The organism is Fibrobacter sp. UBA4297 (genome assembly GCF_002394865.1).
In the GTDB taxonomy this organism is placed as follows: Bacteria; Fibrobacterota; Fibrobacteria; order Fibrobacterales; family Fibrobacteraceae; genus Fibrobacter.
The window spans coordinates 258209-274513 of sequence record NZ_DGUZ01000019.1; the positions used below are offsets into that span (position 1 = coordinate 258209).

Annotated in this window: 13 protein-coding genes; 3 read left to right on the plus strand and 10 right to left on the minus strand. The window is 49.6% G+C overall.

The features are described from left to right. Positions 1 to 4 precede the first annotated feature (4 nt). The 3 genes from B3A20_RS11865 to B3A20_RS11875 form a co-directional block, all read right to left on the minus strand. On the minus strand, positions 5 to 826 hold the full coding sequence (locus tag B3A20_RS11865) for a peptidase M23 (RefSeq protein WP_290765077.1): 822 nt from the start codon (positions 824 to 826) through the stop codon (positions 5 to 7). Between the two features lie 96 nt (positions 827 to 922). Then, the gene (locus B3A20_RS11870; protein WP_290765080.1) at positions 923 to 1495 is read right to left on the minus strand and encodes an STAS domain-containing protein; all 573 of its coding nucleotides are present in this window, start codon (positions 1493 to 1495) and stop codon (positions 923 to 925) included. A 95-nt stretch (positions 1496 to 1590) separates the two neighbouring features. Beyond that, positions 1591 to 2796 (minus strand): hypothetical protein, encoded by a 1206-nt coding sequence (locus tag B3A20_RS11875; protein WP_290765082.1) that lies wholly within the window; start codon positions 2794 to 2796, stop codon positions 1591 to 1593. Between the two features lie 107 nt (positions 2797 to 2903). On the opposite strand from B3A20_RS11875, the gene B3A20_RS11880 reads away from it, so the two are divergent. Beyond that, a complete protein-coding gene (locus B3A20_RS11880; RefSeq protein ID WP_290765084.1) occupies positions 2904 to 3800 on the plus strand; it encodes a tyrosine-type recombinase/integrase in 897 nt (298 codons plus the stop codon). Between the two features lie 8 nt (positions 3801 to 3808). On the opposite strand, the gene B3A20_RS11885 is transcribed toward B3A20_RS11880, so the two are convergent. The 4 genes from B3A20_RS11885 to B3A20_RS11900 all read right to left on the minus strand — a co-directional run bounded on the left by B3A20_RS11885 (position 3809) and on the right by B3A20_RS11900 (position 8076). Beyond that, positions 3809 to 4930, minus strand: coding sequence for a hypothetical protein (locus B3A20_RS11885; protein ID WP_290765086.1), 1122 nt, complete (start codon positions 4928 to 4930; stop codon positions 3809 to 3811). A gap of 8 nt (positions 4931 to 4938) precedes the next feature. Next, positions 4939 to 6135, minus strand: a complete 1197-nt coding sequence (locus tag B3A20_RS11890; protein ID WP_290765088.1) for a hypothetical protein — start codon at positions 6133 to 6135, stop codon at positions 4939 to 4941. 129 nt (positions 6136 to 6264) lie between these two features. Further along, positions 6265 to 6801: a DUF4416 family protein gene (locus B3A20_RS11895; protein WP_290765090.1), complete on the minus strand. Its 537-nt coding sequence runs from the start codon at positions 6799 to 6801 to the stop codon at positions 6265 to 6267. A gap of 3 nt (positions 6802 to 6804) precedes the next feature. Then, on the minus strand, positions 6805 to 8076 hold the full coding sequence (locus B3A20_RS11900) for a hypothetical protein (protein WP_290765092.1): 1272 nt from the start codon (positions 8074 to 8076) through the stop codon (positions 6805 to 6807). A 130-nt stretch (positions 8077 to 8206) separates the two neighbouring features. On the opposite strand from B3A20_RS11900, the gene B3A20_RS11905 reads away from it, so the two are divergent. Next, positions 8207 to 10648, plus strand: coding sequence for a DNA internalization-related competence protein ComEC/Rec2 (locus B3A20_RS11905; protein ID WP_290765094.1), 2442 nt, complete (start codon positions 8207 to 8209; stop codon positions 10646 to 10648). Position 10649: 1 nt separating this feature from the next. Here the strand turns inward: B3A20_RS11905 and hisN are convergent, their stop codons facing one another. Further along, positions 10650 to 11480: a histidinol-phosphatase gene (hisN, locus tag B3A20_RS11910; RefSeq protein ID WP_290765096.1), complete on the minus strand. Its 831-nt coding sequence runs from the start codon at positions 11478 to 11480 to the stop codon at positions 10650 to 10652. After that, complete coding sequence (gene hisC / locus B3A20_RS11915) at positions 11473 to 12564, minus strand: histidinol-phosphate transaminase (RefSeq protein WP_290765098.1); 1092 nt, start codon at positions 12562 to 12564, stop codon at positions 11473 to 11475. The genes hisN and hisC overlap by 8 nt, the downstream gene beginning before the upstream one ends. A 66-nt stretch (positions 12565 to 12630) precedes the next feature. On the opposite strand from hisC, the gene B3A20_RS11920 reads away from it, so the two are divergent. Then, entirely contained in the window at positions 12631 to 13341 is a 711-nt protein-coding gene (locus tag B3A20_RS11920; RefSeq protein WP_290765099.1) for a hypothetical protein, read from the plus strand. A 109-nt stretch (positions 13342 to 13450) separates the two neighbouring features. Here the strand turns inward: B3A20_RS11920 and B3A20_RS11925 are convergent, their stop codons facing one another. Next, positions 13451 to 16018 carry an ATP-dependent Clp protease ATP-binding subunit gene (locus B3A20_RS11925; RefSeq protein WP_290765101.1) on the minus strand — a complete coding sequence of 856 codons (2568 nt, stop codon included), beginning with the start codon at positions 16016 to 16018 and terminating at the stop codon, positions 13451 to 13453. Positions 16019 to 16305 lie beyond the last annotated feature (287 nt).

Genomic DNA, 16305 nt, shown 5'->3' on the forward strand with positions numbered 1-16305 from the left:
TCACTCAAAATGGCAAATTCTTTTTGAATATAGCAATTTGAGCAGAATCCACCGGGTGTGTTGCCTTATAGAAATCTTTCCAGCGCACGAACAATCCATTCTGGCGAACTGTCAAGAAGAAAGAGGAACTGTCCTGCGGCGAAAGGCGGCCGACGGCGTCTTTCACGCTGAGCGTCTTGCCGACTACAGGCGCCATTTTCCAGTAACCGATGCCAAACATGCGCGACGTTATGCCGTTTCCGTGGTTAAGTTCAACAAACATGCCCAAGGAATCGCGTCCAGCTTCAAGCACAATCCCCGGAAGCACCGGATAAATCGGGGCTTCGCCAAGTCCCTTGAACAAATCGGCCGAAAGCAATTGCTCCAAACCTTCAAAGTCAAAGTTGTCTACAATCGCAAGCGCCGACCATCCCAGTGGGACATGCGGACACGGTCCCGGGAAAAGGCAGCCCGTCTTGCTCGAAATCCAGACCTTCGAGGAATCCTCGCGCATCATGTGCAAAAAGACATTGCGCGTCGAATCTTCAAGCACGACAAGAAGCGCATCGCCAAAGTCCTTCTTGGAGGCCACCCAATGAATTTTAGCCCCATCGTTTGCCAAATTTTTCACATAGCGCAAGAACGTATTCGGAAGTTCAAGCGAATCCGTCACAATCCATGAACACTGGGCATAATCGTTCTTCAGTTCAAACGGAGTTCCGTCATACGACGTGCAACCAGCAATCCAGTCTTCAACAACTGGAGGTGCAGGCTCTTCGTTACCAGGGAGCGGGAGCATATCCACCAACTTGTGGAACCAGCCATTTGTATAGGCGGCAATAATCAATGCAAAGACTAAGACAATCCTTATCAGCGGGAATTTGCGACGTTCCCGCCTCTTCCTTCGCTTTCCTTGATACTCAGAGAACTCTACAGCCATTGGTTACAAGACCAGATAAGTCACGACAGCAACGACAACCAGCAAGAGCACGATTACCGCAACAAGCGAACCCTTCGAAGACGAAGATTCGTCCACAAGAGGGTTCTTGTCCAAAATTTTCGGTTCCGACACCGTTTTTTGCGGAGCGGGTTGAGGCGTCTGCGGAGCAGCTGAAGTTTCAACAGCTGCCGACGATTCCGAAATTTGCGGTTCCGCTTTCGCAGGTTCCTCTTGAACAAGCTTTTTCTGTTCCACCGGAACATAGGCCGCCATTTCTTCTTCACTCATGAAAATTCGAATATAGCGTTCAAGACCCACTTTCTTGAGGCTTTTAGCAAGGCACTCCCTATCGGCAAGAACAGCAAACGTTCCATTCCGCTTGGAAAGTTCCTGGTGGAACTGCATAAAGGCATTATACGCATCGCTATAGACAAAATCAATGCCCGACAAATCAACACCGATAAACTTGACATCATCATTTTCCGCCATTACGGCACGGAAATTCGCCTTGAAAGATTCAGCATCGAAAGCTCCAATCGGATTGAGAGGAGCCGGAAGCACACGGAATAAACCCACACTTTTATTATCCATCATCATGACTAAAAATATAAGCTATTGAGCAAGCAAAGTAACACTCAAAATATCAAAAAAATTTAAAGAGTCTCCTTGCTTTATTCCAAAATTTCATCGTCGGTCTCAACAATCGAAGTCCGTGATTCCGAGGCTGCAGGCGATTCTTTCGTCGGAACTGTCGCAGGGGGTTCGTTCACCGGAATTGCGATTTCTTCCACCGGAGCACTAGGCGTTTCCGAAACGCGTTCCTCTACAAACTCTTCGACCGGATATTCTTCGGGCTCCTCCGTGACAAGCTTCTTCAATGCGTCGGTCTTATTTAAGCGCCCAGATTCTTTAGGCTTGTGGCCAAAGAGATACGGGCTAAAGTTTACGCTCACACGATGTACCGGAGAGAACACCGGATGCGATTCAAAGGCGTAATCCACTTCAAGGAAGTTTGCAATCGTAAGACCGGCACCCGCCGTCACGCTCTTGAATGTCGTAAAGCTACTTAAACCAACGCGCAACTTGAGGCCAAAGTCAAATGCGAATTCCACACCGCCATGACCACCAGACAGCCAGTCTATCGGATTTTCCCAAATGCGCTTGCCGTTAGTGTCTGTCTCATAATCCAAATCTCTAGCTTCACGGTGGAAAAGCCCCGCACTCTGCCAATAGAAATTGAATTTGCCATACAAATAGTTCACCGGCAAGCCATAGCTCAAGGCCACGTAAAACTCCGGTGAAGAATATTCAAACTCGCCCGATTCCCAAGACGTTGCCGACGAGGTCCAGCCCTTCAAGAGACCGGATACATAAAAATCGTCCTTGATCTGGTAACGAGCGCTAGCATCGCCACGGAAACCCCAGCCACTTTGGTCTATATCACGATAAAGCACATGGAACGCAAGACCCAAGTCCAAGCGGTCTATAATGCGGCGGCCCCAGGCAACAGAAAACACCCAGTCGGCAATCGAAAGCGTATTGTAGTCCGAACCTTCCGGCAGCGGGTCCCCTTCATGGATGTAAGGAATGTCATCTGCACCAAATCTGGAGAATGAAACACCTAAGCCCTGATTATCAGGGAGCGGAATCACCATCGATGCGTAATCGTACTTGGTGTCTTCGTAATATGCCGTATGCGAAAACGAAGCCCACATGTACTTGGCTTGAGAAAGCTGGTATGCATTCGTACCAAGCCCAAGATAATCACCTTCGACCGCTAAAGTCGCAGAACCCAAGGCCGCAGAACGCGCACCCGGTCCAATATCAAGAGTTGCATTCGCACCCACAACGCGGTCGGCAGCAAAAGAAGTCGACACAAGCGCGCAGGCAAGGAAACAAGTCCGCAGAGATATAATTTTTTTCAAAAAAGACATTTGGTGTCATCTAAAATAGATATTTTTCTTTTCGAAAATAAATCAAGGCCATGCTTTTAGACGAATACATCCAAAATTTCCTGATATACCTGCAAACCCAGCGCAGGTATTCCGAAAGAACGGTCATTACGTACCGAAAATCGCTAGAAAAATACCTCGCCACACTCACCGAAAGTGCGCCTCTCGAAGCGTTTTCCGAAACGAACGTCAAGAATTTTGTGTGGGACTTGAAAATCAAGCAAAAGCTTGCGCCTACAAGCATCTGCGAGCATCTCGCCGCATTAAAAAGTTTTGGCAAGTACCTCGTGCGTTCCAAAATTTTGCAGAAGAACCCCGCCGAAGCGGTCCCCATGCCCAAGCGCCCCAAGCGCCTCGTCGCATTTCTCGGTCAAAAGGACCTCGCCGAAGAGAAATTCCCTGAATTGCCTCAGAATCCGACGCTCCCGCAAGTCCGCGCACGTCTTTTGCTCGAACTCATTTACGGTTCGGGACTTCGAATTTCGGAATGCCAGAGTCTCTGTTGGAACCAATTACAAACAAAAGAAAGACTTGTCCGAGTGATTGGTAAAGGCAATAAAGAACGCATTGTCCCGATTACAGACACGCTAATTTTCTGGCTCGAAAAATTCAGGGCTGCAGAAATTGAAGCGGGGCATACCCCAACAATTACAAGTTACGTGTTCTTAAACGAAAACGGAAAGCCTTACGACGTCCGCACACTCCGCAACGACATCCACGACCTGCTCCGTGAAATAGGCTGGGAAGGCAAGGCGAGCCCGCACGTTCTGCGCCATAGCTTCGCCACTCACCTGCTCGAAAACGGCGCCGAAATCATGAGCGTCAAGGAAATGCTCGGACACTCGAACATCTCAACAACGCAAATTTACACGCATGTGAACGCCGAACGCCTCAAGCAGGCCTTCAAGAAAACGCACCCGCGCGCCTAGCCCTCTAACTAAAAGAAACTTCCTTTAACGCCGACAGCAATAGTCCACTGCTGGCCAATGTCACTCCAGTCCGGAGCGTTCCACTTCTTCATCGGCTTTTCGCTGTATTCATTCTTAGAATCTGCGCCACCCGCCTTATCATGAATCGGGAGCGAAAACGCGAGGAACACCGGGAAGTCCGGATTCGAGAATTCCAAGCCGTACACGAGCGAAACAGACCAAGCCTGGTGATCCGGGTCCGGCCTCGGGTCGTAAATGCCTTCAGATTCAGAAGATATCCAAGCCACGCCAAGCGGGATCGAAAAATTCAAGCCAAACGACTGGACAATGCCCGAACGACCACGATAACCATAAGCGACAGAACCACCAATAGACGGCGGAGTAAATGCGCCAAGGTCATTTTCGCCATACGGTTTGAAGCGGTAATTGAAACGGTCACCATGTTTCTTGATATCCTTCCAATAGCTGTCGTTAAACTCATTTTCGCCCGAGAACAAGTGCATCGCAAACGGGTGCGTGTAACTCAAGCTATAAAGCCAGATGCCCTTGTCCGTATCGCGGCTGTAGTCCCATCCAAGCGTAAGCGAGTAAAGGCCACTCCCCTTCTGGAAACTGCTCGGCAAGATTTCCTTACCGCCATCCTTACCGCGCTTGATATCATACTGCCCCGTCGGAATCGAAAGCGACGCCGAAAGCGATGCCGCACCGCCACTGCCAATCGTCTTCGAGAAATCGAACGAGATATCGCCAAGACCGCCCGTTGTGCGGTCCGTCGGAGTCTGGTTACTGCGATACTGAACTTCGCCCTGATGGCTCATGAACGGAATCGTCACACCAACCTTTGTATCCCACGTCGGCTTAATCGAAAAATGCGGATTCACCGTAAGAGCCGAGAAATTCTGCCCCACATTGTACTTTGTAAAGACCTCCGCTTCGAGGATTCCGCCCGAAACGCCTTGACCAATCCACTTGATACCATCGCCAGAACCGCCACCGGAACCGCCCGCACCGCAACCGCCAATAGACTCCCACGGAGTCGCAGGCGTCACAGGGGAATTAAAGCCTGCGTAAAAAGCAACCGCAACAAGTGCGACAAGAGAACATCCCTCAATCAAAAAATTCTTCTTCATACAGCACCTCACGGAAGCTTAAGCAAATAAGCGTACTTATACCCCGTCGACAAGAACTTGCCATCGGGAGAACGTCCACCAATCATCGGGACCGGTGCAAGTTCAACATTATCATCAACCCATTCCACCAGTTCACCCTTTGCTGCGCCCGTTTTCAAGCGAACTTCACGCATGACAGTGCGTCCGGCAGATCCGTCCTGAGACGAAGCATTATCTAAATGGATTTTGTTGTAATATGACGTTTGCGTAAATTCCGTCCAAACCACAAATAGACGGCCATCCGATTCAAACCAGTGCGGCTGAGCCGGATCCGACTTCATATCCTTCGTTCGTGGAATTTTGACAGCATCCGCATCCTTGGAAAGTTCCTGGATATAGGCTTCCCAAGTTTCTTCCGATTTAGTCATCAAGTTATACACGACAAAATTTCCATCCGGCGAAATCATCGGGCTTTCAACTTTCCAGTTACTGCGATCTGCAGGCTTTTTAAGCTTTATCGCCTTCGACTTTCCACCATTGGCATAATCGATAAATACGATATTTTGCGGGTCTCCATCCGAACCATCGGCATAAGTCAGGCGCACATTTTTTGTACCAAAGAAGCCTTCGACAGTCGATACATCGCCATCATCTTCCACCTTTGCCGTAGGGTCAACCCACACATGCGGAGTCGCTTGTTCAATAATTCCCTTGTCATAGAACCAAAACTTTTTCTTATCCGCAGTACGGACTGCAAAAATGCCGTAATCCAAGACATCACCGCACGTTCCGTTTCCTTCAATACCCACACCACGCAATGCGACGATGAAACCCGGATGGGTACTCCATTCTGGGTCCTGGAACTGGCATTCGCCATTGTCCTTGTCGATCATCAAGTACCATTTCACATTATTTGCGGTATCCGAAACGGTCAAACGGTCATGCTGCTTAACATCTGTAACGGGGAAATCAGCATCATGTTTATTGACTTTAATCTTGCTAAAGTTGAGCCAAAGCATAGAAGCCGGGAAATTGGCCGTATCTTGCGAGATGGACGGATTGCAGACTTGCTCACTTCCATTAACAGAGTATATGGTTCCCATTTCGGAACTATTTTGCTTTTTGGAATCGTCATCCAAAGATTCTGCCTCGAACGGCTCGGGGCTATAGCACGCCAAAAGCGCAAAGGTCGAAAGACCAAGGAGTAAAAGCTTCTTATTCATCATCTTGTAATATAACAAGAATTAGAACTTAGAGCTTAGAATTTAAATCTTAGAAAGGTTTTTAGAGCTTAAAACTATGATTTTGTACCAGTCAACTAAGTTCTAAGAGCGCAGCGGGCTAAGATCCGCCAACTATACTCCCTTACGGGCTTTCTTGAACTTTTCGCGGATGAGCTGTAAATCGTGCTGGTAGGGGTTCCGCACAAAATCGTCAAAAGCCCAAGCCGTCGGATGGAAAACGCCCTTCGCATACGTCAAAAGCATGTCAAGCCACACGCCCTTGCCCGCATAGAGCTTGAACGGACCGCGCTTGTAACTTGGGAGCACCACCTTATCCATGTCCATATAGCCGATGTCGATATTTACATGGCGCAGTTCCGGAGTTTCTGCCGAAGCGGTCGTAAGTTCCAGTGCGTTGCTACGTTCCTTTTCTTCGGCAATCGTCTCAGGCGGGATTTCCTTTTCGAACGAGATTACACCGCGATACAGGTTGTCGCCCATTTCAGGCTTGTAGTAATCCGTCTTGTCAAACGCAAAGAGGCGCCCTTTATGGCGAATCGGCCCCCAAGTCTTTTCCAGAAGTTCAATTACGTTCGGATCCCACTCGGAACCCGTTTGCAAAACAAATGCTATCAGTTGCGCATTTTCAGAAAATTGAGAAGCTTTCATTTTTTAGTGCGGAATAATCATGAGCGACGAACGAACAATATCCATCTGCTGTTCCGTAAAAATAGCTTTTTCTGAATCATCCACTGTTACCGGGAACATGATGTTATCCAAATCTTCACACGCATATATGGTCTTTTCGTAAGGTTTACCATAACCATAATCATGAGCTGATTTTCCAGAAGCAACTTCATCCGAATCGGCCGACCGCTTGTATAGACCACTTTCTATGATATAACGACAGAACGGCGTATCCCTCAATCCATCCTCGATATTCGAGAGATCGGCTAACGCTGCAGAAGACGTCACGTTTGTCGTAAGGATGTTTAAATCCCTTCTCGTTGTTGACGTATGCCTTAATCCAAAAAAATGTCCTGTTTCATGTATAGCGGTCATGACGATGTTGTACGAAGATTGCAGGTCAAATTCATTCTTCGATTTCCGGACATGTTCTCCAACCACGACCGAGCTTTCCGTACCTGGTCCAAGAACGCCCGAGAACAATCGAGCAAAGCCCATGATTTCATTATCGGCAATACTGTGGACTAACATGATGTTCAGCGCATTGCGTAAACCATCTTCGGGCCAACCGGCAAGTTCACTCACAAAAACATCCTCAGAGTTCATTCCTGCAACCCACGGCTGATTTGCCGGATAGAAACTTCCAAGCGTCGGATGTTCGTGGGCATAACGCACATACAAAGTATCAATAGTTACCCCAAAATATTTTTCACGGAAAAGCTTTAGCATATAATGCGACAGTTCGTCAACATCCATGCCGTCAAGCGTTTTTTCCATCGAGCCGACAACAATTAAATTTATCGAAAAATGATCGCTGTACGCCCCGATTCCCTCAAAACTTATGTTATCAACATTTCCCTTGTAGTATTCGCCATCAACCCCAAGCGATGTAAACCATAACGACATTTTATTTTCTTCGCAATTAAAGGAATAGACATAGCGATTTCCGACAACTGTTGGCGACAACGTGCGAACTTTCTTAAAACCCAAGCGCCCTTCAACGCCCTTGATATCAAATGTACGGAAAAGTTGCAATTCAGGGGTAGGCTGCGTCGGATCCACATCAAAAGAAAGCGTATAAGACGCTCCAGGATGCACGACAAGGACGATTCCACGAGCGAGGTTTGCCGCAGCGGAATCATTCTTTGCCTTGTCATTGGGGAAAAGCTTGAAATTTATCGGATGATTCACATCAGGCGGAAGCACAGCTTCGCCATCGCCACTGACCGTTTCAGAGCACGATGTAAAAAGACTCATCCACAAAGAGCACAAAAACCCCAATATCCACAAATTTTTACAAAAATTTTTCATAGAACGCTAGTCCAAACACTCCTCAAAAGCGTGTATAAAAAATAGGTACCATTTAAAATACAAAAGTATTAGGAAAATGAAAAAAAATAACAAAGAAAAAATATTTAATGAATTCAAGAAACTTATCGCACCGCTCGACGGAAAACCCGCCCTCGTAAGCGCCATCACTGTCACCGCAACGATTATTTCGCTCGACGAGCCAAAATTCGCCATTATTTTGCTTGAATTGGTGTTTTTGCTCACCCATTTCTTTAGGCGGCATGTCCAATGGGTGATTTTAGTGTCTTTAATGGCAGGAATTATCGCACACGTGGGATTTTTAGGAATAGGAGGGTTTGCAAAAGCCAACGCCGATAGCGTACACGCAAGCTACAGCGCAGAAAAGTCGCAGAACACAGGCAAAGACAGCACCATCAGCAGCACCGGCTGCGGAAAAATTGAATCAAGGTTGCCAAGGCCCAAAGGGACGGCGTTCATCATCAAGGTTTCACAAGCCAACGGAAATGCGCAAGGAGAAATAACTCACGGAAATGCGCGCGGGGGCTACAAAGTGCGATTGACCGAGAAGCGGAACCTGCCGGATCTCCCCTTGCCAGGGGATTCAATCTGTTTTGAGGCTTCGTGGTACCCCGTGACGCCACCGAGCGTTCCCGGCGCTTTTGACACACAAAACTGGCTAAAATCGCAGGGGCTTGCCGCCTATGGAAAATTCAAGCGCTGGACCGCATACCCTGGCGATTGGACGTTCGAACGAAGCTTTTTTCAATTTCGTCAGTTTTTGCAACGGCGGTTCGCGAAGTATCTAGATCCTGCCGAAACAGGACTCTTGATGGGGCTTTTGGCAGGCGACCGCTCGGGCATTCCAGAGGTTTTGCGCAGCGATTTTCAGCGGTCGGGGCTTGTACACGTGCTTGCAATCAGCGGTTTTCATGTGGTTTTGCTCGCGGGAATGCTCATGATTTTCTTGAAAGCGACAGGACTTCCGCACAAAGCGGTAACCATCATTGCCGTGACGCTCCTTGCAATTTACGTTCCCGTTACAGGAGGCTCGCCAGCTGTGCGCCGAGCGGTCATGATGTTTGCCATTCCGCAAATTGGCACTTTATTCGGGAAACCCGCAAACACACTCAACAGCTTGGGTGTTGCACTACTCCTCATCATCTTGCCTGAGCCAAGCGTCATCTGGAATCCCGGTTTCCAGCTTTCATTTGCCGCCACCGCAGGCATCATTATCGGAACACCGCATAACCCGACAAAGCTTTTGCCCGACAGTCTCAAGCAAAACAAACTTTGGCAAAAGATTCAATCATTCGCCATCGAGCCGACTTACGTCACACTCTGCGCAACGCTTGCCACGGCACCGTTCCTCATCCATCATTTCAAGACGCTTTCGCCGTTCGCGTGGTTCGGAAACATCATCATCGTGCCTGCAATTTCGCTTGGCATGCAGGCGGGGCTTTTTGCACAGCTCTCGCCATTTGACTTTATCTGCGGAACTTTCTGCACCGCCGCAAGATTCTTTTTGCGGCTCGCCTCACTTTTGACGAGAATACTCTCGGATTCTGCGGCTGCCTCGATGACCGTCGGGCCATTTTCGCCAGCGGTGCTGCTCGCGCTAGGATTCTTGATTCTACTTTTGCCCGTTTGCTACAAGAACTACATCGCCCGCAAGTATGCTTTGTTTTGCGTTTTAGTAGCCGCCGCTTTATTCGCGTTGGAAAGCTACCATCAAATTTTGCACCCGTCTTGGACGCTCACGACCATTGACGTCGGGCAAGGCGACAGTCATCTCATCAAGGCACCATCCGGCAGATATTTTCTTGTAGACGCAGGCGACAATAGCAGAGAAGATTCCGGCAAAGACATCATCGTTCCGTTTTTACACCACATCGGTGTCAGCAGTCTCGACGCCCTCATTATCACGCACCCCGACAAAGACCATTTCGGCGGAGCTCTATCGCTTTTGAAAATGTTCCCTGTCAAAGAGCTTTGGACAAGCGACTGCTCCATGAAAGAGCCCAAACCCGATTGGCAACAAGTCCTCGGCGAAGCCCACAAACGCAACATTCCCATCCGCAACATCCATCGCGGCATCCTGTGGAAAGAAAACTACTTCGAAATGCGAACGATCCACCCGCGAAACGACATCTGCGTCGAAGCGAACGAAGGGAGCGTCACACTCAGGCTCAAGGGGCTTGGGCATTCCGCTGTGCTAACCGGAGACCTCACCGCCAAAGGCGAAAAGGAAATCATGAAAACAGACGCTTATCTGAAAAGCGACGTGCTGAAACTTGGACACCACGGTTCCAAAACATCCAGCAGCGTACCTTTCCTTGACGCAGTCTCCCCCACATACGCCATCATCCCAAGCGGCCGCAAAAACAGGTTCCGTCACCCGCACAAGCAAGTCACCGACCGCCTCGATTCACTCCACATTCCCTACATCAACACTGCCAAAAAAGGGACGATAACGTTCACGTTCGTCCCAGATTCAGTAAGCTATACAACGATGTGGTAAATTACTTCTTCAAGCATTCCAGTGCAGTATCGTGCAACAATCCGTTCGTCGCAACGCTCGTGAAGCGTTCGTAAATCGGAGCTGTCGGTTTGCCGTTTGCATCAAAGAGTTCCGTCTTACCGTCAATCGTGCTGAACTTGCCACCCGCTTCTTTCATCAAAAGCGGGAACGGAGCAATGTCCCACAGCGAAACGACCGGATCCACCATGATTTCGGCACGGCCCGCCGCCACGAGGTAATAGCCGTAGCAATCGCCCCAGCCGCGATGCAAACGTGCGCTGCGGCGGAGCTTCGTAAAGCCTTCGCCAAAGCCCTTGTCTTCCATCGTATTGATCGTTCCCGAAAGCACGAGAGCATCGCTCAACTGCGATACCTTCGAAACGCGAACTTCGCGACCGTCCAAAAAGGCACCGCCGCCATTCACCGCCCACACAGCGCTTTTCATTGCCGGCAAACGAATCACGCTTGCAATCGGAACGTTTTTATGCCACAGCCCAATAAGCGTTCCGAACAAAGGCACACCGTGGATAAACGATTTTGTTCCGTCAATCGGGTCAATCACCCACTGGTATTCCGCATCCGGACTTTCTATGCCGAATTCTTCGCCAATGACGCCAAAGCCTGGCGTTTCCTTAGCCCAAAATTTGCGGGCGAGTTCTTCCGTTCCCTTGTCCGCAATCGTCACGGGAGTCTTATCCGCCTTCCATTCGACGCCAACATCGTTCTGGTAAAACTTGAGAATGTTCTCTTCGGCAAGTTCAGCTGTCTTGAGCGCAATCTTCAAGAGTTCCAGATTCTCGGGAGAGACACCGGCTTTTGCAATTTCACCCATTTGTAACCCACCTTTGAACAAGCGAAACAAGCAATTCATTTTCTTCGGGCTTACCAACCGTGATGCGGATGTGTTCCGGCATGCCAAAGCTCATAAGGCCACGAACGATCATGCCGTTCTGTTCCAAGAACGCAACAAGTTCCTTGGCACGTTCACCGATGCGCACGCAAATAAAGTTCGCCTGCGTCGGGAGCACCTTGAAGCCAAGCGCTCCAAGTTCGCGATTCAAGTATTCAAAGCCAATAGCGTTGTTCTTGCGGGTTGCTTCAACGTGTGCGGTATCGGCAAGAGCAGCCACAGCAGCCACTTGAGCAGCCTGGTTCACGTCAAACGGCGGTTTGATTTTCCACATGGCACGGACAACTTCAACACTTGCCATCGCATAACCCACGCGCAGCCCAGCCAAACCGTAAATCTTGCTGAATGTACGGTTCAAGAACAAGTTCGGGTATTCCGAAAGCAGCGGAGCCATCTTCGGATAATCGGCAGCCGTTGCAAATTCAGCGTAAGCTTCGTCCAAGAACACGAGAACGGTCGATGGCACTTTCGCAAGGAAACTGCGAATTTCAGCTTCGGTGTAATAGTGACCAGTCGGGTTGTTCGGGTTGCAAATGAAAGCAACACGGGTTTTTGCATTAATTGCCGCCGCAAGTTTATCCAGTGAAACCTTTTCTTCACCTTCACCCACGCCAATAAAATCGGCACCGTTCGAAAGCGTCGTAAACTTATAGACGGAGAACGTCGGCGTAATGCCCACGCAGTTGTCTCCCTGGCGAATAAAAGCCTTGCCCACCATGTCGATGATTTCATCGGAACCATTGCCAATCACAATTTGGTTGGTAGAAACGCCATACATCTTTGCAATCGCATCAATGAGTTTCGGAGCATCGCCACGCGGGTACAAGTGTAGCGAATTCGCAATTTCGTGGAACGCCTCAACAGCCTTCGGGGAAGCACCTAACGGGTTTTCGTTAGACGCAAGCTTTACAACATTCTTAAGACCATAACGTTCACGAATTTCGTCGATGGACTTGCCCGGGACGTAATCGGAAAGTTTTGAAAGTTCTGGACGCGGTTCTATCACAAATACCTCCGTTTTTACGCGTGTAAATTTAGCTTTTACCGGGCGATTTATCTAACTTTGATGGATATGAAACACATTCTTTGCCTGTTATTTGCAGTTCTCGTAACAAACGCTTTCGCTCTAGACCATTTATGGGACATGCGCTACACGTTCGGCCCCGAAAGCCGCCCCTCCCCCAAAATCGGTGTAGGTCTAGGCATCCGCTCCCCGTTCAATTCCGATGTTCTTTTCCCCATCAACTTTACAACAAGGCTTAACAAGCAATTCGATGTCGGTGCAAAGCTAGACATCAACACCTACAATAAACTTGACGAAATCAAGACCGCGCTCGACCTAGGCGTCCGCTACCGTTACAAACCAAGCTCATACATAGCATTCGACGGCTATCTCGACCTGAGCGAAACTAGCCAGAGCGCCCTAGCATTCACCATCGGTACGCAACAGTTTATCGCAAAATGCTTCGCCAACTACTATGAACTCCGAGCCGGTTTCCTTGAAGGCGCCGTTGGCAAAAAAGGCGATCAAAGCGGATACGTAAAATTCTCGGGTTCCATGATTCCCACAATCGTTTTCGGACAAGTGCTCCGCATGTTCCTTGAAGTCACGACATCTGCAAGTATTGGACTTCTCAAGGATGATTTTATGATAGACATCATTCCAAAGCTGGAACTCACACTTGGCGGAACACACATCCGCATTGACTTCGATGTGGGCGTTATGCAAGAAAAGAACAATGATCGCAAGACCATTGCTCTTTACGTTATGACAGCATTGTAGCGGCTTCGCCGCTGTGGGCAGAACTTAGTCCGCTTCGCTCTTAGAACTTAGTTGGCAGAGCTTAGAGAGAAAAGTAATGTTCTAAGTTCTAAGTTCTAAGTTCTAATCACTATTTCACTACAAATTCCGTTCCATCGTAGTCCACGACGGCGGGCTTTGCCGCACTCACGGTTCCCGAGAGTATCGCGTGGCTCAGCGGACGTTCAATGTTGCGTTCGATGTAACGCTGGATCGGACGTGCACCGAATTCCGGCTGGTAAGCACCTTCCGCAATTGCATCAAGTGCCGCATCCGAAAGTGTAAGCACCAAGTCCTGACGGGCAGCGCGGTTCGCCAAATCCGCAAATTTGAGTTTCACGATTTCGCGAATCTGCTTCTTCGAGAGGCTCTGGAACACAAGTACTTCGTCCAAGCGGTTCAAGAATTCCGGGCGGAAGAACGCATGCAAGTCAGCTTCGACATCCGCAAGCGCAACCTGCGGCGGTTCACCGTTCTTGGCACTAGCCGCACTCAAGCGGAACTTCTCGGCACCCAAGTTCGAGGTCATCAAAATCAAGGTGTTCTTGAAGTTCACCGTACGACCCTTGCCATCCGTCAAACGACCGTCATCGAGCACCTGCAACAGCGTATTGAACACGTCCGGGTGCGCCTTCTCGATTTCATCGAGCAAAATCACGCAGTACGGATGCGTACGCACAGCTTCGGTCAGCTGGCCACCTTCTTCGTAGCCCACATATCCCGGAGGAGCACCGATCAAACGGCTAACGCTATGCTTTTCCATGTATTCGCTCATGTCAATACGGACAAGCGCATTTTCGCTATCGAAAAGTTCCACAGCCAAAGCCTTTGCAAGTTCCGTCTTACCCACGCCCGTCGGGCCCAAGAAGAGGAAACTTCCAATCGGCGCATTTTCGCGAGAGAGCCCGCTACGGTTACGCAAAATGGCTTCGGACACGGCTTCGACAGCTTCGTCCTGGCCAATCACGCGAGCATGCAAACGTTCGTCCAAGTGCAACAACTTTGCCTTTTCGCCTTCGCAAAGTTTTGTCACCGGAATGCCCGTCCAACGGCTCACCACAAGGGCAATCGTATCTTCGGTCACTTCTTCGCTCAAGCCGCCTTCTTCGGCACTCTTGCGGAGCGCTTCGGTCTTTTGAGCCAATTCCTTCTCAATGTTCACAATCTTGTTGTACTTGAGTTCAGCAGCGCGGTTCAAGTCGTAACGGGCTTCCGCCTGTTCCATCTCGTCCTTTGCCGCCTTCAAGGATTTCTTCAAGTCCTGTACTTCGGCAAATGCGGCACGGCGGTCCTGCCAACGTTCCTGCATCTGCTTGACGGCAGCATCAGTCACAGCAAGGTCTTCACGGAGTTCTTTCAAGCGCTTGACACTCGCTTCATCCGTTTCCTTCGAAAGCGCCTGCTCCTCGATTTTCATCTGGAGTTCCTTACGCTGCAAGGTATCGAGCGCTTCCGGGACGGTATCCATCTGCGTTTTCACAAGGCTTGCTGCCTCGTCGATCAAGTCAATTGCCTTGTCCGGCAAGAACCTATCACTGATGTAACGGTTCGAAAGCTTCACAGCCGCCACGAGTGCGTTGTCGTGCAGACGCACGCCGTGGTGCGCATCAAAGCCATCCTTAATGCCACGCAAAATCGAAATCGCTTCGTCTTCGCTCGGCTCAGAGACCTGCACCGGCTGGAAACGACGTTCCAAAGCGGAATCCTTTTCAATGTACTTGCGGTATTCCTGAGTCGTCGTCGCACCAATGCAATGGAGTTCGCCACGAGCAAGTTTAGGCTTGAGCATATTGCCCAAGTCCATGGAGCCTTCGGTCTTGCCCGCTCCCACAATGTTGTGGAGTTCATCAATGAACATGAGCGTGTTGCCATCTTCTTCGATAGCGTCAATCACGCTTTTGAGCCTTTCTTCAAAGTCACCGCGGTATTTTGCACCCGCCATCAACGCAGACAAATCAAGCGCAAAAAGCTTTTTGCCCTTCAACGCATCCGGCACGTCGCCGCGGTAAATACGTTCGGCAAGGCCTTCGACAATAGCCGTCTTACCCACGCCCGGTTCACCGACCAAGCACGGATTGTTCTTTGTCTTACGGCTCAAAATCAAAATCACACGGCGGATTTCTTCTTCACGGCCAATCACCGGCGAGAGTTTTCCATCTGCCGCCATTTCCACGAGTTCACGACCATAAAGCTTTAGCGGAGACTGTTCTTCGGCATTTGCGGCACCCGCAAACGGATCCGAAAGCCAGGTTTCCACCACTTCGGTCGAGCCTAGCGCATCTTCAAAAACTTTCGCCAGTCCACGGTCGCCCGAGAACTTCATCAACGCCACGAGCAAATCGCCTGGCGTCACCATACGGCTGACCTGACGGGCCGCCTGCACAGCGGCACGCAAAATGCGGTTCAAGTCGCTATCCGGTTCCACATCCGGGTTTACGCCTTCCATGCGCGGAATTTTCTGCACAAAAGGCTCTAAACGGCCACGGAGGTCCGAGGTCTTCACCCCTTTAGATTTATAGAGTTTCTTCAGGGTTGCATCAGGACCTTCAACAAGACCAACGGCCAAATGAGCCGCACCCAGGTAAGAGTGCGAACAGCGGTCGCGCAAGCTCTGCGCCTTGGCCAAGACCTTTTCTGCATCGTTAGTAAAATCTGACATAATAGACCTTCTTTCTTTTTTACGCCTTACCCTATGCAAATGGCGTGCCAAAAGTCCCCTAGCTCCCCAAAATTGCGTTTTTCAGCAAAAAAACGGCATTTTAGGCCGTTCCGAAGCCCCACCCTATTCAAAAAACAACATGCCAGCGTTTCAAAAGCAACGATTCAGAGGATTTTTTTGAAACAGCCTGAAGGCGCCCCAAAGCCGCATGGTTCGACAAGCCACCAACCTTAGCGGAAATATTCTTACACACTCATCACAGCAGCCCTACAGCCTGACGGTTTCGT

Excerpts from the sequence above, each read along its gene's own strand:
- B3A20_RS11880 (WP_290765084.1), top strand. The coding sequence starts at position 2,904 with ATGCTTTTAGACGAATACATCCAAAATTTCCTGATATACCTGCAAACC.
- B3A20_RS11885 (WP_290765086.1), bottom strand. The coding sequence starts at position 4,930 with ATGAAGAAGAATTTTTTGATTGAGGGATGTTCTCTTGTCGCACTTGTT.
- B3A20_RS11890 (WP_290765088.1), bottom strand. The coding sequence starts at position 6,135 with ATGATGAATAAGAAGCTTTTACTCCTTGGTCTTTCGACCTTTGCGCTT.
- B3A20_RS11895 (WP_290765090.1), bottom strand. The coding sequence starts at position 6,801 with ATGAAAGCTTCTCAATTTTCTGAAAATGCGCAACTGATAGCATTTGTT.
- B3A20_RS11900 (WP_290765092.1), bottom strand. The coding sequence starts at position 8,076 with ATGAGTCTTTTTACATCGTGCTCTGAAACGGTCAGTGGCGATGGCGAA.
- B3A20_RS11905 (WP_290765094.1), top strand. The coding sequence starts at position 8,207 with ATGAAAAAAAATAACAAAGAAAAAATATTTAATGAATTCAAGAAACTT.
- hisN (WP_290765096.1), bottom strand. The coding sequence starts at position 11,480 with ATGGGTGAAATTGCAAAAGCCGGTGTCTCTCCCGAGAATCTGGAACTC.
- B3A20_RS11920 (WP_290765099.1), top strand. The coding sequence starts at position 12,631 with ATGAAACACATTCTTTGCCTGTTATTTGCAGTTCTCGTAACAAACGCT.
- B3A20_RS11925 (WP_290765101.1), bottom strand. The coding sequence starts at position 16,018 with ATGTCAGATTTTACTAACGATGCAGAAAAGGTCTTGGCCAAGGCGCAG.